At 67.4% G+C, this 17,912-nt stretch carries 17 protein-coding genes, 1 tRNA gene and 1 pseudogene; 11 read left to right on the top strand and 8 right to left on the bottom strand.

Features of this window, described 5'->3' with window-relative positions; genetic code table 11:
• Nucleotides 1-71: 71 nt before the first annotated feature.
• From ACK8HH_RS05090 to ACK8HH_RS05100, 3 genes are all read right to left on the bottom strand, one after another.
• The gene (locus tag ACK8HH_RS05090; RefSeq protein WP_006897536.1) at nucleotides 72-923 is read right to left on the bottom strand and encodes a patatin-like phospholipase family protein; all 852 of its coding nucleotides are present in this window, start codon (nucleotides 921-923) and stop codon (nucleotides 72-74) included.
• 53 nt (nucleotides 924-976) lie between these two features.
• Nucleotides 977-1,507 carry a DinB family protein gene (locus ACK8HH_RS05095; RefSeq protein ID WP_006897535.1) on the bottom strand — a complete coding sequence of 177 codons (531 nt, stop codon included), beginning with the start codon at nucleotides 1,505-1,507 and terminating at the stop codon, nucleotides 977-979.
• Nucleotides 1,508-1,603: 96 nt separating this feature from the next.
• Nucleotides 1,604-2,395, bottom strand: coding sequence for a hypothetical protein (locus ACK8HH_RS05100; RefSeq protein ID WP_346075898.1), 792 nt, complete (start codon nucleotides 2,393-2,395; stop codon nucleotides 1,604-1,606).
• A 102-nt stretch (nucleotides 2,396-2,497) separates the two neighbouring features.
• On the opposite strand from ACK8HH_RS05100, the gene ACK8HH_RS05105 reads away from it, so the two are divergent.
• A complete protein-coding gene (locus ACK8HH_RS05105) occupies nucleotides 2,498-3,766 on the top strand; it encodes a competence/damage-inducible protein A (RefSeq protein ID WP_346075900.1) in 1,269 nt (422 codons plus the stop codon).
• Between the two features lie 33 nt (nucleotides 3,767-3,799).
• Here ACK8HH_RS05105 and ACK8HH_RS05110 read toward each other — a convergent pair whose 3' ends face one another.
• Together ACK8HH_RS05110 and ACK8HH_RS05115 are read right to left on the bottom strand one after the other, a co-directional pair.
• Nucleotides 3,800-4,402, bottom strand: a complete 603-nt coding sequence (locus ACK8HH_RS05110; protein WP_222111288.1) for a DUF998 domain-containing protein — start codon at nucleotides 4,400-4,402, stop codon at nucleotides 3,800-3,802.
• A gap of 43 nt (nucleotides 4,403-4,445) precedes the next feature.
• On the bottom strand, nucleotides 4,446-6,044 hold the full coding sequence (locus tag ACK8HH_RS05115) for an FUSC family protein (RefSeq protein ID WP_278126505.1): 1,599 nt from the start codon (nucleotides 6,042-6,044) through the stop codon (nucleotides 4,446-4,448).
• A gap of 99 nt (nucleotides 6,045-6,143) precedes the next feature.
• Here ACK8HH_RS05115 and ACK8HH_RS05120 point away from each other — a divergent pair, with 99 nt between their 5' ends.
• The gene (locus tag ACK8HH_RS05120; protein WP_222111286.1) at nucleotides 6,144-7,289 is read left to right on the top strand and encodes a lactonase family protein; all 1,146 of its coding nucleotides are present in this window, start codon (nucleotides 6,144-6,146) and stop codon (nucleotides 7,287-7,289) included.
• A 144-nt stretch (nucleotides 7,290-7,433) separates the two neighbouring features.
• On the opposite strand, the gene ACK8HH_RS05125 is transcribed toward ACK8HH_RS05120, so the two are convergent.
• Nucleotides 7,434-7,506 (bottom strand) — tRNA-Leu (locus tag ACK8HH_RS05125).
• 145 nt (nucleotides 7,507-7,651) lie between these two features.
• On the opposite strand from ACK8HH_RS05125, the gene ACK8HH_RS05130 reads away from it, so the two are divergent.
• From ACK8HH_RS05130 to ACK8HH_RS05150, 5 genes and pseudogenes are all read left to right on the top strand, one after another.
• Entirely contained in the window at nucleotides 7,652-8,311 is a 660-nt protein-coding gene (locus tag ACK8HH_RS05130; RefSeq protein WP_412475591.1) for a TetR/AcrR family transcriptional regulator, read from the top strand.
• Between the two features lie 2 nt (nucleotides 8,312-8,313).
• On the top strand, nucleotides 8,314-9,168 hold the full coding sequence (locus ACK8HH_RS05135; protein WP_222111285.1) for a 3-hydroxyacyl-CoA dehydrogenase: 855 nt from the start codon (nucleotides 8,314-8,316) through the stop codon (nucleotides 9,166-9,168).
• 218 nt (nucleotides 9,169-9,386) lie between these two features.
• Nucleotides 9,387-9,968, top strand: a pseudogene (locus ACK8HH_RS05140) (MFS transporter); the annotation flags it as partial.
• Between the two features lie 79 nt (nucleotides 9,969-10,047).
• Nucleotides 10,048-10,314: a hypothetical protein gene (locus ACK8HH_RS05145; protein ID WP_278127477.1), complete on the top strand. Its 267-nt coding sequence runs from the start codon at nucleotides 10,048-10,050 to the stop codon at nucleotides 10,312-10,314.
• A gap of 70 nt (nucleotides 10,315-10,384) precedes the next feature.
• On the top strand, nucleotides 10,385-11,092 hold the full coding sequence (locus tag ACK8HH_RS05150; protein WP_222111284.1) for a DsbA family oxidoreductase: 708 nt from the start codon (nucleotides 10,385-10,387) through the stop codon (nucleotides 11,090-11,092).
• Nucleotides 11,093-11,110: 18 nt separating this feature from the next.
• Here the strand turns inward: ACK8HH_RS05150 and ACK8HH_RS05155 are convergent, their stop codons facing one another.
• A complete protein-coding gene (locus ACK8HH_RS05155; protein WP_278127406.1) occupies nucleotides 11,111-12,235 on the bottom strand; it encodes a hypothetical protein in 1,125 nt (374 codons plus the stop codon).
• On the bottom strand, nucleotides 12,235-13,356 hold the full coding sequence (locus tag ACK8HH_RS05160; RefSeq protein WP_412475592.1) for a phosphotransferase family protein: 1,122 nt from the start codon (nucleotides 13,354-13,356) through the stop codon (nucleotides 12,235-12,237). Before ACK8HH_RS05160 ends, ACK8HH_RS05155 begins: the two co-directional genes overlap by 1 nt.
• Before the next feature lie 127 nt (nucleotides 13,357-13,483).
• Here ACK8HH_RS05160 and ACK8HH_RS05165 point away from each other — a divergent pair, with 127 nt between their 5' ends.
• The 4 genes from ACK8HH_RS05165 (at nucleotide 13,484) to ACK8HH_RS05180 (ending at nucleotide 17,830) form a co-directional block, all read left to right on the top strand.
• On the top strand, nucleotides 13,484-15,697 hold the full coding sequence (locus ACK8HH_RS05165) for an MMPL family transporter (RefSeq protein ID WP_222111282.1): 2,214 nt from the start codon (nucleotides 13,484-13,486) through the stop codon (nucleotides 15,695-15,697).
• A 9-nt stretch (nucleotides 15,698-15,706) separates the two neighbouring features.
• Nucleotides 15,707-16,330: a TetR/AcrR family transcriptional regulator gene (locus ACK8HH_RS05170; RefSeq protein ID WP_006898062.1), complete on the top strand. Its 624-nt coding sequence runs from the start codon at nucleotides 15,707-15,709 to the stop codon at nucleotides 16,328-16,330.
• Between the two features lie 89 nt (nucleotides 16,331-16,419).
• Nucleotides 16,420-17,286 carry a Bax inhibitor-1/YccA family membrane protein gene (locus ACK8HH_RS05175; RefSeq protein ID WP_006898061.1) on the top strand — a complete coding sequence of 289 codons (867 nt, stop codon included), beginning with the start codon at nucleotides 16,420-16,422 and terminating at the stop codon, nucleotides 17,284-17,286.
• 109 nt (nucleotides 17,287-17,395) lie between these two features.
• Nucleotides 17,396-17,830 (top strand): hypothetical protein, encoded by a 435-nt coding sequence (locus ACK8HH_RS05180; RefSeq protein ID WP_006898060.1) that lies wholly within the window; start codon nucleotides 17,396-17,398, stop codon nucleotides 17,828-17,830.
• Nucleotides 17,831-17,912: the final 82 nt, after the last annotated feature.

Consider the following 17,912-nt stretch of genomic DNA (forward strand, 5'->3'; position numbering starts at 1 on the left):
CGGCTGACCGCCGCCGGGGGTGAGGGCGCCGCCGGCGGGCCGGGCGACCGGTGTGCAGGCGCGAGGTCCGTTCAGTGCCAATGCATGTCGATGTGGTCCGCGGGAGACGCGCGGCGGCCGCCGTCGACCCGGAGAGCGTCGACGGCCGACTCGTAGCCGCGGACGATCAACTCGTCGCCGCGCGAGAAGTCCATCGGGCCGATGTCGAGTGGGCACGGCGGCGGCAGCACGATCAGCTCCGCGTCGCCGGTGTACTCCCGGATGTCCCGAATCAGCCGCTTGTGGATGAGAAGGGTCATCGTGTGGATCAGCGTTCCCGCCACACCCGTGGGAGGTTCGGTCAACGCGCACGGATACCCGCAGGGAAGGACGTAGACGGTGTCCGCCCGTGCGGAGAGCGCCTGCGAGATCGCGGTGTTGTCGGCGACGCCGCCGTCGATCAGCAGCCGGCCGTTCCACTCGACGGGTGGAAGCAGTCCGGGGATCGCGGTGCTGGCCAGGACTGCCTCGGCCACGGGGCCGTGATCGATGTTCACCTCGTCGCCGGTCAGCAGGTCGGTCGCGACCACTGTCAGCCGAATGGCCGCGTCGTCCATCTGCTCGAAGTCGAGATACCGGTCGGTCAGGTTGCGCAGTCCCTGGTCGCCGAAGAGCGCGGGCTGATGCCCGAGGAGACCGCTGACGATGTGCCGTGGACTGGGCGGGAACAGTTGCCACGTGTGCAAGCCGCGCCAGATGTCGCCGAGTTCGTCGACGACGCGTGGACCGAACCCTCGGCCCGCCACGTACGCCGCGTTCAACGCACCCACCGAGGTACCGACCAGGAAATCGGGCTGCACCTCCCGTTCGGCGAGAGCGCGGAGCATACCGATCTGCATCGCCCCGAGGTTCGCGCCGCCGGACAGTACGAAACCCGTGGTCATCGCCCCACCTCCTCGACTCCACGATAGGTCGGGCGGCACGGGAGTGGGTGCGATCACTCGCGCGCGGGAAGCCCGACGTCGGTGCGGTGGTGTTCGAGTTCGTGCAGGACGTACATCGCGAAGGTCTCCACCGTGAACACGGTGCCGTCTCCGCGCAGTCCCTCGCGCGACCAATCGTCCTCTCGCACGAGCCGGTACATCTCGGCGAAGCCCGCCACCGCCGCGGTGAGTTGGCTGCTCACCGCGTCGGGACTCTGCGACCCGTAGTCGGCTTCCACCGCCGCGGCGTCCTGATCCCAGTCATCGAAGCAGACCGGCTGCGTGCGCAGCATCTCGTCGAGGCGTTCGGTCATCACGCTTCCGACGTCGCGGACGTGACAGGCGTACTCGAGCGCCGACCACGTGTGGTCGTCGGGCCGCACGCGCACGTCGGCACGAGCCAGAACGGTGTTCCATCCGGTGATCGACGCGGCGATCCGGTCGGCGACGTCCTCCCGCCGGACGGTGGCGGGATCGAATCCGCACGCGGGGCATCGCTGCCTCGTCACCCAGGTCCAATCCTTGCCGTCTGGCTCGAAAGTCATGAAATCAGACTAAGTCCACCGAGGCCGGAGAGGCGCGGCCTCCGACCTCCGTCCGCGTGGCGCCCGAGGCCGGCGGTTCGATCCGCGCTCACCGCGTCAGAGACCGTCGAGGATCTTCAGGCGCAGCCGATCGTGTTCCTCGCGCGAGATCCGCCCGCCGTCGAGCAGCCCGGCGAGTTCGTCGAGTCGCTGCGAAGTCGACCGGCCGTCGGCGGTCGCGGGTCGAGACGCCTCGTGCTCGGTGAGAATCGTCTGGATCTCGGAGCGGACCTCGGGATGGCTCCGGATGTCGAGCGTGGGGCCGAGTGCGACGCCGTGTCTGCTGAGCGCGTCGACGATCCGCAGCAGAGGTTCAGCCTGTCCCGTGAGGTCGTGGGTGCGACCGTCGTCCTCCGAGACGAACCGGGCCGGCACCGCACCCGTGTACAGCGCGGTGGCGTGCCAGTCGATCACGACCCGGCCGTCGGCGCCGACAGTCACGCCGACCAGCCCGCGGCCGAGCGAGCCCACCGAAGCGGTCGGTACCACGGTCTTGAGTTCGGTGGTGAACTCGTCGATCCGCGGCCCGCGGATCTCCAGTCGAAAGGCCATCACTCGGTGGCCGCCGATCTCGGTGGCGGTGTCGGCGACGTGCGCGATGGTGCCGATGCCGGGGACCCCGGGCTCGTCGAGCTCTTGGACCGGAGGATGCGACCTGTGGAGCTTGAGGGCGATGAAGGTCGCGATGACGACGACGTCGACCAGCCCGATGACGCCGACGATCAGCATCCACAGCGGCGGGCTCGGGACCACCAGGTAGACGATGATGAAGACAGGGAACACGATGCCGGCGAGGAGGGAGAAGCCGAGAACCCTCGCGAAGGTGCCCAGAAGAGTCGAACCGCGCATGTGCCAACCGTAAACGAGACGAACCGAGTCATCGCAACGGCGTGCTGGTCCGGGAAGCCGGGTTCATGGCCGGGTGTGCACTCGCGACGTAACCTCGTCTGTGTGAGCATTCGCGCAGGAATCGTCGTCACCGGCACCGAAGTCCTCAGCGGCCGAATCACCGACCGGAACGGTCCGTGGGTCTCGCAGCGACTCCTGGAGATCGGAGTCGACGTCGCGCACATCACCGTCTGCGGCGACCGCCCGCGCGATCTCGCCGCGCAACTCCGATTCCTCTCCGATGAGCGCGTCGATCTGATCGTCACCACCGGCGGGCTCGGACCCACCGCCGACGATCTCACCGTGGCCGCGGTCGCGGATTTCACCGGCCGCGACCTCGTCGCCGATCCGGTGATGCGACAGACCATCGAGTCGGTGATCCGCGGCTGGCGCAAGTACGACGACGTGCTCCCCGACGCAGTGGTGGCGGCGATCGACAAGCAGGCGCTGATCCCGGCGGGCGCGGAGGCGATTGCGCCTGTCGGCACCGCGCCGGGTGTGGCGGTGGCCGCCACCGACGACGTTCCGGCGATCCTGGTCCTGCCCGGCCCGCCGCACGAGGTGCACGGGATGTGGCCGGCAGCCCTCGCGACCTCCGCCGTCGAGGACGCGATCGCCGGGCGCGACTCGTACGACCAGCACACGATCCTCGCGTACGGGCTGTCGGAGGCGGACCTGGCGGTGTCGTTGCGACGCGCCGAGGGAGTGGTCGAAGGCTTCGACGAGCTCGAGATCACCACGTGCATGCGAGGCGGCGAACTCGAGATCGTCACCCGCTTCGAATGCAGTGCCGCGCAATCGTATCGGGATCTGGAAGAACTCATCCTGACCAGGCACGGCGACCGCGTGTTCTCGACCGACGGCGAGCCGATCAACGAGGTTCTCGCGCGGCTGCTCGGGTCACGCACCATCGGTACGGCCGAGTCGTGCACCGGCGGAATGGTGGCGGCGGCGCTCACCGACCGTGCGGGATCCTCGGCCTACATGCTCGGCGGCGTGGTCTCGTACGCGAACGACGTGAAGTCGGGCGTGCTCGGCGTCCCCGAAGACCTCATCGCCGAGCTCGGGGCGGTGAGCGAACCCGTCGCCGCTGCGATGGCCGAGGGCGCGAGGCGCGTCCTGCGCTCCGACATCGCCGTCTCCACCACCGGAATCGCCGGGCCCGGCGGAGAACGTCCCGGAAAGCCGGTCGGGACGGTGTGCTTCGGCCTGGCGATCGACGGTCGCCCGACCGTCACCGTCACGCGGAAGTTCCCAGGCGACCGCGGTGCGGTGCGGCGGCTCGCCACCTCCGCGGCGCTGCACATGGTGGCCGGCGCACTGCGCGAGTAGCGCCGACGAGAACCGCGGCCGGAACCGGCCCAGTCACGCACCCAACAGGGCGATCGCGACCAGAAGGTAGAACAGCGTGACGGCGACCAGGAAGACCCGCTCGGCCGTGCCGAAGAGTCTGCGACGCAGGGGTGTGATGACCAACGCCGCGATCGCCGCGATCAGGGCGACGAGCGTGACGATGTGAAGGACCTGTCCGGCGACCGCCAGGCTGCCGCCGACCGCGTCGGTCATCCAGCGGGAGAAGTTCCCGGTGAGCGAGTACGCGATGGCGAACCAGGCGATCGCCAGGACGTAGTGGACGATGCCGATACGCGTGATCGTCTGGCCTTCGACGTCGGTCGGGACCAGCGGAAGCACAGTGAAGATCGCCGTGAGAATCAGCAGGAGGACGACCGTCAGACCGCGGTCGGGCCAGTCGGTCAGGCCCCACCACACCGCGCCTGCGAGAGTGAGCCAGCCCAGGGCGGTGGTCCAGGTCATCGCGGCGGAGAGTCGCTTGGTGGGACCGACGGCGTAATCGCTGACCGCGTGCTCGATCGCGTTGTAGGGGCTCGCAACCATGTGCAGCCCGGCGAACATGCCGAGGCGCGCAAGCCACAGAATCACCGAGATGACGGCCAGTACGGAACTCATCTCTGCATTCTTGCGCGTCGGAGCCGACGCCGCTCGCCGAATCTCAGACGGTCGGTTGCCACGACCGCGCGAGCGCGCGGTACCCGCGCTCGGACAACGCGTGTTCCGATGCGCGCAGATCGGCTAGCTGCGGATCGTCGTTGACCGCTCGTTCGACGACGGCGAGCTGCTGAGACAGCTCGTAGTGGAGAGCCACGCGCGCGCGATGGCCGTCGGGCTCGAAGGCCCGGCCGGCACGGTTGACGGCGTCGACGGCGTCGATGGCTCGGGCGGTTCGCCGCGACTGGGTCAGAGCGAGCTTCCTCGGGAACCGGTACGAGGTGAGCCAGGTGACGGCGAGCGCGGCGAGCGCGCCGACGATGGTGTCGAGGAAGCGGTCGGCGGACACGAGTTCGGCTCCGGCACCGGTGACCGACTTGACCATCACCAGTGCCATCGGCGTGATGAAGATGAGGGCGATCGCGTAGTTCAGCGCGAGCAGCGCGTACATGCCGGTCATGCACGCCAGAACGATCACGATCGACCACCACTCGTTCGGGTGCAGCAGCGAGAGCAGGTACGTCGCACCGACGCCGATCAGCGTCCCGACGGTGCGTTGACCGGCTCGCCGGATCGACGTCGCGCGGTGGGACCACTGGTTCAGGATGATGACGCCGGTGAGGATCGCCCAGTACGGGTGTCCGGCGCCGGTGCTGAGCGCTACCAGTCCGCCGAGGGCGGCGACGAAGCCCATTCGCCATGACGTGAACCACTCCACCGAGGTCCAGTGCAACGCGTGGGAGGCGAGGTACGCAGTGGCGGGCCTGCGTTCGACGAGCGCGGCGCGGGGGACGTCGTCGCGCGGCGTCGGGTCCTCCCCGAGACGGGTCAGCATCTGTGAGTACAACGCTGACTGCGCCTCGTACGGTGTGTCCGCGAGTTCGTGGTGCCGTGCGTTGCGGGTCGCCGGCCATGCTGATCGGAGAGTGACGAGGGCGCTGTCGCACGCCGCGAAGGCGGTGTTCCGGATCTGGCGGCGCATCTCGTCCGGGACGTCGTCGGGCAGACCGACGTACGCGGCCACCGCTGCCTTCGCTCGCGCCACCGCACGCTCCTCAGGCCCGTGCGGCTCGAACAGGAGGGGGACGGTGAGCAATGCCGCCGTGATGGTTCCGGCCAGTGCGGTGAGACCGACCAGACTCCAGCCGAGGTGCTGGTCGACACCGAAGAACGCGCCGACGATGCCCGCGTACATCGGCAGCACCGGTGACGGCCCCCGGCCGAGCATGAAGGTGTTGTACAGCATCGAGAAGACCACCACGATGAGTACCGCCGCCGGAACGAAGGCCCAGCGGTGCGGCGCGATCGCCACACCGAAGGACATGGATCCCACGATCAGCGCCGTGACCAGAAGGGTGTTGCGCACCCGGGGCCACAGCGGGCGATCGGTCTCCCAGAACGTGACGAAGGCGCCGAGCATCCCGAAGATGCCGAGTTCAGGGCCGAAGAGCGCACAGCAGATCAGGACTGTCGTCGCGGTGATCGCGGCCTTGACGAGTGCCGGCCGGATGGTGCCCGGGATGTGCTGCACCGCGAAGAGGCCCAGTAACCCGCGGGTCACGCGACGCAGTGCGGGGGAGCGTACGGGACCGTTCTCATTCACACCGTTCGACGTTAGTCGAACGCTCGAGCCGATGATGCGGCGGGAGTGTCCAAGAAATCGAACAGTCGGCAACTCTCATACGGCCCTAAATTGACGTCCATGAGAATCCGTGTAGCACTCGTCACACTGTGCGTCGCCGCCGCATCCCTCGTCGGGAGCGGAAGCGCCGCGGGGCCGTCGATGGCCGATCCGCCCCCGTCGGGCGGCGTCTCCGGGTCGAAGCCGTACAACCTGTACACGCACGGCTTCCTGAGTTCGCCGACCGTGGGCTACCGGGTCACCGACCACGGGCCGGTGCGCAAGATCGGCGGCAACCCCGTCGCGGGAATGGGCTCGTGGCCGAAGACAGCGTCGCCCGACGGCAGGCATCTGCTCGTCGCATCCGGTGTGCCCGCGGTCCTGCGCAACTACGACATCGACAACGTCGGCCGACTGCACCTGCGGCAGGAGACGCCGCTACCGGACATTCCGGTCGGTCTCGAGTTCACTCCGGACAGTAAGAACTTCTATCTCACGATGGGCGTCGCCAACGCCACGATTCAGCCGTACCGCATGACGGACGACGGCTCGGCGCGGCCGTTGGGCCGGCGGGTTCCGGTGGGGCAGCCGCTCGACGGTCTCACGACGGTGATGGTGACGCCGAACACCCGCCATCTCATCGTCGGCAGCTACCTGCGCCACGAGTTGCTCCGCTTCGACATCAAGGCGGACCGCACCCTCACCCCGGTGCGGCAGCGCGTGCCGACGCAGTCGGGCCCGATCTTCCCGGTCATCACGCCCAATGGCCGGCACGTGTACATCATGAACGAGACCGGCAACAGCGTGTCCGGCTACAACATCCTGGGTGATGGGCGACTGGTGCCGACCGGGCAAGCTCCGATGCCGACGGGTCTGTTCCCGCATGTGGCCAGCGTGACTCCCGACGGCCGATTCATGTACGTCCCGAATCTGGCGTCGACGTTCATCAGCGTGTTCGCGATCAATTCGAACGGCACACTCCGCGCGCTGCCGAATGCGCAGACCGGCACCAGCCCGCTCGGGCCGATGCCCGAGTCCTCCACGCTCTCGCCGAGCGGCAAGGTGCTGTGGACACTCGGCCAGGACATGGCGCGCGGCAACGAGTGCATCATGCAGCGGTTCTTCGTGATGCCCAACGGCACGCTGCGCCACGACCGCTCCACCTATGTGCGAACTGGAACGCTGATCTCCGACGGAAAGATGATCACAATGGCCCCCGGCCGGTAGTCACCCCCGGCCGGTGACCACGGTCGCGGTGGACCGTGGACGCGACGTCGGCGCAGGCGACAGCCTGCGCCGACGTTGTCGTTCGGTCGGCCGGAGGTGTGCGTACTGATCTCTGCAACTGCGGATGTGACCGCGAATATCGGGTGCCCCCACCGGGATTCGAACCCGGACTGAGCGGATTTTAAGTCCGATGCCTCTGCCGTTGGGCTATGGGGGCGCGTGACAAGCATGCCAGGCCGCCGGAGGCCGGGTGTCTGCCGGTCTCCGCCGAACCGGTGGAACCGGACTTCAACCATGGCGCCTGCCGCAGAAACGGAGTACGCTCATTAATGGGCGTGATCGACGATTGCGGGAGGTGGCAGGTGGTCGAGAACGAGACGGCTGCCGGCGGGCGCCGCGACCGCAATATGCGTCAGAAGCGCGACCGTATCTTCCGCGCGGCGACGGAACTGTTCGCCGAGAAGGGATACGACGCCGTCACCACGCGCGAGATCTCCGAACGTGCCGACGTCGCCGCCGGGACCCTGTTCCGGTACGCGTCGTCGAAGGTCGAACTGCTGCTGATGGTCTACAACGAGCAGTTCCGTCGATCACTGGAAACCGGCGTCGAACGTTCCGCCGAGTCGGACGACGTGGTCGACGCGCTGCTCGCGGTGGTCGCGCCCATACTCCGGAGCGCCGCCGTGCGGCCGGAGAACGCGGCCGCCTACCAGCGGGAGTTGGTCTTCGGAACCCGATCCGAACGATATCGAGCAGAGGGCGTCGGCCTGGTTCGACAGACCGAGGCGGCGCTGGCGGACGTGCTCGCCGCGGAGGCGCGCCGACGGGGCATCGTCACATCCGCGGACGCGGTGCGCGCCGCCGGCCGCTCGGTCTTCGCCGCGGTCCACCTCGACGTCGCGCGCAGCGCCGCGACACTCGACGACCCCGAGTCCGACGCCCCCTCCGACCCCGCCGATCTGCGCAGGCAACTCCGGCAGATCGTCGATGGATTCTTAGCCGATCACGATGAGAGGAACTGACAATGTCCGACATCAAGAAGGTAGTGGTACTGGGAACGGGCGTGCTGGGATCGCAGATCGCGTTCCAGTCGGCCTACAGCGGGTTCGAGGTCACCGCTTACGACATCGACGACGACGCCCTCGCCAAGGCGAAGGAGCGGTTCGCCGGACTGGTCGAGACTTACAAGAACGAGGTGCCGGGCGCCGCGGACGGGAAGGCCGAGGCCGCCCTGGCCCGGCTGGCGTACTCCTCGGATCTGGCAGAGGCCGTCGCCGACGCCGATCTGGTGATCGAAGCCGTTCCCGAGGTGCTCGACCTCAAACGCGACATCTATCAGAAGCTGTCCGCCGTGGCGCCGGAGAAGACCATCTTCGCGACCAACTCGTCGACCTTGCTGCCCAGCGACATCGTGGGGTCCACCGACCGCCCGGACCGGTTCCTGGCATTGCACTTCGCCAACCGCGTGTGGCAGTTCAACACCGCCGAGGTGATGGGCACCGCACAGACCTCGCCGACTGTCTTCGACACGATCGTCGAGTTCGCGGGCGAGATAGGCATGGTGGCCATCCCCATCCACAAGGAGAAGGCCGGCTATGTGCTCAACTCACTGCTCGTTCCCTTCCTCAACGCGGCGCTCGAACTGGCGGCGGGCGACTACGCCGAACCCAAGGACGTCGACAACACCTGGCGGATCGCAACCGGAGCACCGATCGGGCCGTTCCAGATGTACGACGTGATCGGTCTCAACACGCCGTACAACATCATGGCCAACGGTGATGAGCACGCCCAGCAGCTGGCCGCCTGGCTCAAGGAGAACTACATCGACAAGGGCAAGCTGGGGATCGCGGCGGGCGAAGGCTTCTACAAGTACCGGTGACAGGTCCGCACCGGCTCGCGTCGCTTGCCACGGTGGCATCTGCTCTACCGTGAATGTGATCGGATGTGCGCGAGCCGGTGAGGGCGGTGGGCTGTTGTTCCCGCTGATGACGTCGATTCTGGTGGCGGCAGGCGGTGGTCGCGCGATGGGCCGGCTCGTGGCACTGGTGAGTCTGGCCGACCGCGCTCGGCCCGATTCTGGGTCCGGTGATCGGCGGCGTGATCCTGCACTGGCTCGACTGGCAGTGGCTCTTCGTGGTGAACGTCCCGGTCTGTCTGGTCGCGCTGGCGCTCTCGCACCGGATCCCGGACGACCGTGCGCCCGACTCCGACCGCGCCCGTCTCGACGTGATCGGCCTGTGCCTGCTCGCACCCGGTCTGGTCGGAGTGCTCCTCGGTCTCTCGAACACCCACCGCGGTGTGATGCGAACCGACGTCCTGCTCCCGATGCTCGCCGGTGTCGTGCTCCTGGCCGTCTTCGCGTTCCGCTCCGCTCATGCCACTGGAGCCACGCTCGTCGACGTGCGGGTGCTGGCCCGGCGCGCGGTGTCGGCGTCGTCGATCGGGCTGTTCTTCTTCAGCGTGGTCTCGTTCGGTGCGATGCTCGCGCTGCCGTTGTATCTGCAGAGCGAACGTGACGAGTCGGTGCTCATGGCCGCCCTCGTCCTCATTCCGCAGGGAGTGGGTGCCCTGATGTCTCGGTCCCTCGCCGGTGCATTGACCGATCGCATCGGGGCTCGCTGGATCGCTGTTGCGGGCTGCGGCATCGTCGCCGTGGCCACCGTCCCGTTCGCGCTCGCGGACGCCTCGACGAATCTGGTGTGGCTGATGGTCGCGCTCTTCGTTCGCGGTCTGGCTGGGAACACTGCTGAGTCCGCTGATGGCGGCGGGCTTCGTGGGGGCCGACGGTTCGGAACGCAACGACATCAGTGTCGTCACGCGGTCGTTCCAGCAGGTCGGCGGCTCATTCGGGACGGCGGTGATCGCCGTCGTCCTGACCGCCGGCGCCACCATGACCATCGGGTTCCGCTACTCGTTCTGGTGGGCCACCGGCCTGGCGGTCGCGGGCGGTGTGCTGGCGCTGCTGCTCCCGGGCCGAGCCTCGGTGCCGGCGCCCACTGTCCGGCACGAAGGTGTCCGGGCCTGAGGCACGAAAGGAACATCGACGCCGGCGCTGGTGTTGGACCGAGACGACATCAATTCTTGGAGGCGCGCTCATGCAGGTCGAGATCTGGACCGACGTCAACTGTCCCTTCTGCTATCTGGGAAAGAAGCGATTCAACGACGCGTTGGCCGAGTTCGACCACGCCGAGCAGGTGCAGGTGGTGCACCGCTCGTTCGAACTGGACCCGACGGTGCCCGCGGGAACCTCGGGCGACGTAGTGCAGCATCTGGCGGAGAAGTACGGGCGCACCCTGGAGCAGGCCGCGGAAGGCGAGCGACGGCTCGGCGACGCGGCGCAGGAGGCCGGGCTGGAGTACGTCACCGACGGGCGCGACTACGGCAACTCCTTCGATATGCACCGGCTCCTTCACTGGGCGAAGGAACTGGATCGGCAGGAGGCGATGCTGGACGCGCTGTACCTGGCCAATTTCGCGGAGAGCGAGCCGTTGTTCGGCGACACCGAGCGCCTCGTCCGGGTCGCAGTCGGTGCCGGTTTCGACGAGACGAGTGTGCGAGAGGTTCTCTCCGACGAGCACCGATACGCAGACCTGGTCCGCGCCGACGAACGGCAGGCGCAGGAGTTCGGCGTCAACGGAGTGCCGTTCTACGTCTTCGACCGCAAGTACGCGGTGTCCGGGGCGCAGCCGGCGGAATTGTTCACCCAAGTCCTCAACAGGGCATGGGACGACCGTCCTGCTCCGACGGTGCTCGCCGACGGCGACGCCTGCGGTCCCGAGGGTTGTGCCGTCCCACAGGACTGATCTGGTCTGTGCCGTCGTCTACGGCGCCACATCCGTGTAGTCGGTGAATCCGTACTGATCGTGCGGACCGATGACGGAGAACTCGAACAAGCCATCGCCCCGCACGGTGCGATCCCCCTCCGACAGTTCGAAGGTCGCGAGATGGTCGGCAGGACAGAACAGCTTCATGGTCGCGTCGAGTTCGGAGACCTTCAGGTGCAGCGACTCCACCTTCTCCTCGCCCTGCCACATGCCGTGCCGCCAGTCCTGTTCCAGTCCGTAGCCCGTGCCGAATCCGATGAAGTTCGCCAGCCGTGGCGCGCAGCGCACCACGATCTCCTCGCCTCCGGGGCGGATGAACCGCAGGATGGCCGACGCCGGCTCGCGCCCGCCCGAGACGAACGTGACGTCGTGCTCCACGCGGCCGAGCCATTCCGGCTCGCGCGCCGGATCGTTCCAGATCCGTCGCGCATCGCCCAAGACCCGCTCGCCGGTGCGCAGTTCCTGCACGATCACCGTGACCGCGTAATCGTCGAACCGCATCACCGAGTAGATCCAGAAGAACGACGCGGCATCGGTCTCGGCGGCGCGTCGCCCCGGCGGCTCCGCTTCGCCGACCGGGCGCACACCCCACGACCGGTCGCGGTTGCCGCGCCAGGTGTGCGGCTCCACCGCGAAATGAGTGCCGTCCACTGTCATCGATCCGGTCCATCGGCCGGTCTGGACGAATCGCATGGTGTCGAAGGTGACGCGTTCGAGCTGTCGCTGAAAGTGGCGCGGCTCCAGAGCAGCAGGAGAGTCGGCGTCGAAGACGAGATCGAAGGAGAGGTCTCCGTGGCCCGGCGCGAGTCGCACGTGCAGCTTCTGCAGACCATCCACCACCTCGACGAGGAAGGGGCCCACGCGCAGGTCGTTGCGGTTGGCGCCCAGCGCCCGTGATCCTCGCACCACGATGTGCTCGTCGCGATACCGCACCACGGCGAAACAATCGGTGACGCCGAGATTGGGATACACGCCGAGTCCGACGATCAGCCACGGGTCGTCGGGATCGCCGTGATGGCAGTTGAAGTAGTAGCGATCGTAGAAGTTGCGGTCGGAGGTGCCGACGTGACGGATCACCTCGGCGACCTGGTGAATCGGGTAGTCGTCCATCTCCGAGAGCATCATTTCACCTGTTCCCAGTAGGTACCGGCCAGCATCGCTTCGAGAGTCGCCCGGTGCATGATCAGTTCGTCGGGATCGGCGGGTTCGGCTGCTAGACCGAAATGGATCGCGCGACATTGGATTCGGAACATCACCACCGCGTGGATCAGGGCCGCGTACGTGGTGTAGAAGTCCAGATCGGCGGGTGCGTGTCCGGTCTGCCGCCGGTATTCGGCGGCGACGTCCTCGCGTCGCAGGAAGTCGGGCAGTCCCTCGATTCCCGCCATCTCCGCGAGGTCCTGAAAGAAGCGGTGGAGAAAGATCATCCACCCGATGTCGAGTTCCCTCGGGCCGAGGGCGGCCATCTCCCAGTCGAGAACGGCCACCGGTTCGAAATCTCGGTACATGATGTTGCCGATGCGGGCGTCTCCCCAGGTGAGCACGTTCTCGGTCGGCTCCGGCCTGTTCTGCTCGACCCAGGCGAAGGCGCGTTCGATGAGTGGCGACCCCGCCCGGCCTGCGCTGGCCCAGCGGTAGAAGTCGCGAAGGCGCCGGATGTGTGCGGCGAGCGGAGACTCGCCGGCGGCGGGCTGCGCGATGAACACGTCCGGCACCGGTACGCGGTGGATCTCGGCGAGGACTCGGACCGTCGCACACATCATCGACGATCGCTGTTCGGGCGTGGCCTCGGTGACCCAGGAGCCGAAGTTGTACGGCATGACATCCGGCGGCACCTGTCCGTCCACGCGGTCCATCACGAAGAACGGTGCGCCCAGCGCCGCCGATCCCGTCTCCGACCACCAGAGCCGGGGCAGCGGAATGTCGGAATGAGTGCGGACGTGATCAATGAGCCGGTACTGCCCGTCGAGGTCGTAGGAGGGGAAGACCGGATCGCTCTCGGCTTGCGGCGCCACGCGGATCACCAGGGACCGCTCCTGACCTCCCCACGACGCTTCGGCGAGGAGCGTCTCGCTCGACATCCCGTTCGACTCCGGCACCGTCACGGCCGTGACACGTGCATCGGGACCCTCCTGCCGACGCAACCAGTGACCGAGTCGTTCGCGGAGCCAGTCCGGATCGCGCCGGGATTCGCTCGGTCGTGCCACCTGCGCGCTGCCTTCGTGATCGATCGCATCCGCCATATGTCGATTGAAACACGTTCTATTTCAAACGTGTGGTGAATCACTCGGCGGCGGCCGGGGCTTCCTCGAATGGACGCCCAGTTGCTAACTTAACGCTGATAAGTGATCGCGATCAGGGGACTCGGAGATGCTCACTGGATTGACACGACGTGTGGTCGGCGCGCCCAGACTGGTACTGGGAGTAGCGGTGGTGCTGCTCGCGCTGTGCGGCTTCTACGGGCTCGGTGCCGCGGACAAGATGCTCGCCGGCGGATACGACGACCCGCATGCGGAGTCGTCCCAGGCCCGCGACGTCCTCGATCGGGAGTTCCATCGGGGTGGTGCCGACGTGGTGGTGAAGATCGACGGGCCCGCGGGTACCGATATGGCGACGAGCGGCGCGGCCGCGGAGGTCGGCCGGAAGATCGTCGGTGAGCTCGAGGCGGCGGGCTACGTACAGAAGCCCATCCTCTCGATCTGGTCGAATCCGGGGCTGGCCGGAGAACTCCTCAGCAGGGACAAGACCTCCACGCAGATCATCGCGGGCCTCGACGGCGGTGACGAACTGGCTCCGAAGCACGCGGCCGAACTGTCCGATCGGCTCACCGGGAGAATCGACGGCTTCGAGGTGAAGGTCGGCGGCCAGGGGTTGATGTACAGCCAGGTGAATCAGCAGACGTCGAAGGATCTCGCGGTGGCGGAGGCCATCGCGATCCCGATCAGCTTCCTGCTCCTGATCGTGGTGTTCGGCGGGGCGGTGGCCGCGGCACTGCCGATTCTGGTCGGCGTGGCGGCGATCGCCGGAACGATGGCGTTACTGCGGGTCATTGCGGGATTCGCCGACGTGTCGATCTTCGCGCTCAACCTCACCACCGCGATGGGGCTGGCGCTGGCGATCGACTACACCCTGTTGATCGTCACCCGATACCGCGAGGAGGTCGATCGCGGGTTGAGCCGTCGCGACGCCGTGCTCCGAACGATGGACACCGCCGGGCGCACGGTGTTCTTCTCCGGCATCACGGTCGGACTGTCGCTCGCGGCGCTGGCGATCTTCCCGATGTACTTCCTCCGTTCGTTCGCCTATGCGGGCGTCGGTGTGGTGGTCGTGGCGGTGGCCGCGGCCCTGATCATCACGCCCGCACTGTTGGTGGTTCTCGGCGATCGTGTCGACGCGCTCGACGTCCGGGCGTGGATCCGGCGGCGGCGCGGCCGTCCCGAGCCGGAACCGAAGCCGATCGAGCAGACGGGCTGGTACCGCATGGCGACGGTGGTGCTGCGACGCGCCGTCCCCGTCGCGATCATCGTTCCCGCAGTGCTGCTGCTCCTCGGAGCACCCTTCCTCGGCATCAAGTTCGGCTTCCCCGACGACCGCGTGCTGCCGTCGACGGCCACCGCCCACTCGGTGCAGCAGGAGATCCGGGACGAGTACGACCAGGACTCGGGCGGCACGGCGACCGTGGTGGTCGAGGGGGCGGTCTCCGACCACGCGATGTCGGACTACGCGGCGGCACTGTCGAGAGTCACCGGGGTCGGCGCCGTCACAGCCCCGGTCGGCGTATTCCTGGAAGGGCGTCAGGTGGCGCCCGGCGACCCCTCGGCCGGGTCGGGCGAGTACTCGGTGGTGACGGCGTCGAGCGACGTCGATCCGCTGAGCGAGGCAGGTCAAGATCAGGTGTCGGCGCTGCGCGCGGTCCCGGCCCCGCAGGGTTCAGTGGTCCAGGTGACCGGCCTCGCCGCACTCAACCACGATGTGGTCGCGGCGTTGCTCACCTATCTGCCGTGGGTGCTCGGTGTGATCGCCGTGCTCACGTATGTCCTGCTGTTCCTGTTCAGCGGGAGCGTGGTGCTACCGCTCAAGGCCGTCGTCCTGAACGTGCTGTCGCTGTCGGCCACGTTCGGCGCGATGGTCTGGATCTTCCAGGACGGTCACCTCGGGGGCCTCGGCACCACGTCGACCGGCTACCTGGTGGCGACGATGCCCGTGCTGATGTTCTGCATCGCCTTCGGGCTCTCGATGGACTACGAGGTGTTCCTGCTCGGCAGAATCAGGGAGGAGTGGCTCAAATCCGATCGGACCAGAGCAGCCAACGACCACGCCGTCGCCGTCGGCATCGCCCGAACCGGGCGCGTGGTCACGGCAGCTGCCCTGCTGATGAGCATCGTCTTCGCCGGGATCGCCGCGTCGGAGGTGTCGTTCATGAGAATGTTCGGAGTCGGTCTCACCATCGCAGTGTTGATGGACGCGTCGTTCATCCGCATGCTTCTGGTTCCCGCGTTCATGCGGATCATGGGAGTGGGAAACTGGTGGGCGCCGGCACCGCTTCGTGCGCTGCACGATCGGTTCGGATTCAAGGAGGAGTGAACTGCGGTCATGAACGATCATGTGTCGCCCCGTCCGCGCTCACCGCGAGGATCGGGCGATCAGCTCGCCGAGGAGATCATCTCGGCCACCACCGACCTGCTCATCGAGTCGGGCAGTGAGGAGAAGGTGTCCATCCGGGCGGTCGCGGGCCGTGTCGGGGTGACGCCTCCGTCGATCTACTTGCACTTCGAGGACAAGGAAGCGCTGCTCGACGCCGTATGCGCCCGATTCTTCGAGCAGTTCGACGAGGTGATGATGCGGGCGTCGGAGGGGATCGACGACCTCTTCGACCGCGGCTTGGCGCAGGGGCTGGCCTACGTCCGGTTCGCCATCGACAGTGCCGTGATGTACCGCATCACCTTCGCCCGCGTCACCCCGCCGGGGGAGCCGACGCTCACCGACGAGGTCTTGCTCTCGTCGGCGTTCGTGCACTTCTCCGACACCGTCGAAGAGATGATGGACCAGGGACTGATTCCACGTGCGGACACCGTGCAGACGGTCCTCACGCTCTGGGCCACTGCGCACGGTCTCGCATCGCTGATGATCGCCAAGCCGGGCCTGCCGTGGGGTGAGGGATACGAGCTGGCGGAGTCGGCGCTGCGCGCTGTGTGCAACGGCCTCGGTCAAGAATAGGTAAAGTCGGAACCGAATCGGCTCGAGGATCGTTGAACCCGTGAATCAGCCAAGTCAACTGATGCGCACAACTTTCTAAAGGAGCACCAGTGCGAGAGAGCAGTAACCCGATCATGCGTGGCGTGGTCCGTGACAATAAGAAGGAGGCGGGCGGTTACGCCTCCTTCGGTCAGGGACTGGCGGGCGCCGGCCAGGCGTCGATGGCGACCGGCCAGCAGCAGTACACCGACCAGTACACCCAGGGATACGTGCCTCAGGCCGACACCCGCCCGATGACGATCGACGACGTCGTCACCAAGACCGCAATGACGCTCGGCGTCCTGATCGTCGTCGCCGCCGGCGCCTACTTCGCGATCTCGCAGCAGGCCTCGCTCGCCGCGCCGCTGATGGCTGTCGGTGCGATCGGCGGTCTGATCCTCGTCCTCATCGCGAGCTTCGGCCGCAAACAGGACAACCCCGCGATCGTCCTCACCTACTCGGCATTCGAGGGACTGTTCGTCGGTTCGATCTCGTATGTGTTCGGTAACTGGGTCATCAGCGATGACACCTCGGCCGGTGCGCTGATCGGGCAGGCGGTCCTCGGCACCCTCGGTGTGTTCGTCGGCATGCTGGTGGTCTACAAGGTGGGCGCCATCCGCGTCACCCCCCGATTCACCCGCATGCTGATGGCGGGCATGGTCGGTGTGCTCGTCCTGATGCTCGGCAACCTGGTCCTCGGACTGTTCGGCGTCGACAGCGGCCTGCGGAGCGGCGGACCGATCGCGATCATCTTCTCGCTGGTCTGCATCGCCCTCGCGGCTTTCTCGTTCCTGCTCGATTTCGACCAGGCCGACGAGCTCATCCGCGCCGGCGCGCCGTCGAAGGCGGCATGGGGTGTGGCGCTGGGGCTGACCGTCACCCTGGTCTGGCTTTACGTCGAGATCCTGCGACTGCTGAGCTACTTCAACAGTGACTAGTCAATAGACTTGGCTGGTCGGCTCAGAGCCCGGTGTGCACCGAGAGATCGGTTGCATCACCGGGCTCTTTGTTGTTCGGTGGATACAGGCGCGACGACGGGAGTCGGACATGATCGAACAAGGTCTACGGCGGCGGTTGACGCTTGCGGCGGCGGTCGCGGGCTCGGTTGTGGCGGCGACGGTGGGCGCGGGGACCGCCTCGGCGGCGCCGGTACAGCCGTTCGCGATCCAGCCGGCATCCTTCGGGAACCCGAACGGCAGTTTCGATGTGCCGCCCATCCACTGCGGGCTCGAGAGCGGCCCCGGGGCGGGCCAGGTGACCGTGACCGGAACCCTCTCCGAACGGTGGGGCTGTCTGCCGTTCGGGCGCGTGTGGTGGCTGAACACGGCGACCGGCGCGACCGGCGCCGCACGGATGTCGGCCGGGCTCAACGACCACCCGGCGCAGGCGGTGCTGCACACCGGGCGGGGCCGGATCGTCGTCACGCTGATGGCCGCGGGCGGGGTCGTCACACCGGGATTCGCGACGGTCGACGTTCGCTGAACTGCGAGCGGCCCCGCGGACGCAGAACGGGCGGGTCCGAAGAAGATCTCCGGACCCGCCCGTTCGCGGTCGTGTGAGGGCT

The organism is Gordonia sp. LUNF6 (assembly GCF_047041125.1).
Lineage (GTDB): Bacteria > Actinomycetota > Actinomycetes > Mycobacteriales > Mycobacteriaceae > Gordonia > Gordonia sihwensis.

Bases quoted from the DNA above. Each gene is read 5' to 3' on its own strand.
- ACK8HH_RS05090 (WP_006897536.1), bottom strand. From the start codon at position 923: ATGACCACGGGTTTCGTACTGTCCGGCGGCGCGAACCTCGGGGCGATG.
- ACK8HH_RS05095 (WP_006897535.1), bottom strand. From the start codon at position 1,507: ATGACTTTCGAGCCAGACGGCAAGGATTGGACCTGGGTGACGAGGCAG.
- ACK8HH_RS05100 (WP_346075898.1), bottom strand. From the start codon at position 2,395: ATGCGCGGTTCGACTCTTCTGGGCACCTTCGCGAGGGTTCTCGGCTTC.
- ACK8HH_RS05110 (WP_222111288.1), bottom strand. From the start codon at position 4,402: ATGAGTTCCGTACTGGCCGTCATCTCGGTGATTCTGTGGCTTGCGCGC.
- ACK8HH_RS05120 (WP_222111286.1), top strand. From the start codon at position 6,144: ATGAGAATCCGTGTAGCACTCGTCACACTGTGCGTCGCCGCCGCATCC.
- ACK8HH_RS05135 (WP_222111285.1), top strand. From the start codon at position 8,314: ATGTCCGACATCAAGAAGGTAGTGGTACTGGGAACGGGCGTGCTGGGA.
- ACK8HH_RS05145 (WP_278127477.1), top strand. From the start codon at position 10,048: ATGGCGGCGGGCTTCGTGGGGGCCGACGGTTCGGAACGCAACGACATC.
- ACK8HH_RS05150 (WP_222111284.1), top strand. From the start codon at position 10,385: ATGCAGGTCGAGATCTGGACCGACGTCAACTGTCCCTTCTGCTATCTG.
- ACK8HH_RS05155 (WP_278127406.1), bottom strand. From the start codon at position 12,235: ATGCTCTCGGAGATGGACGACTACCCGATTCACCAGGTCGCCGAGGTG.
- ACK8HH_RS05160 (WP_412475592.1), bottom strand. From the start codon at position 13,356: ATGGCGGATGCGATCGATCACGAAGGCAGCGCGCAGGTGGCACGACCG.
- ACK8HH_RS05165 (WP_222111282.1), top strand. From the start codon at position 13,484: ATGCTCACTGGATTGACACGACGTGTGGTCGGCGCGCCCAGACTGGTA.
- ACK8HH_RS05170 (WP_006898062.1), top strand. From the start codon at position 15,707: ATGAACGATCATGTGTCGCCCCGTCCGCGCTCACCGCGAGGATCGGGC.
- ACK8HH_RS05180 (WP_006898060.1), top strand. From the start codon at position 17,396: ATGATCGAACAAGGTCTACGGCGGCGGTTGACGCTTGCGGCGGCGGTC.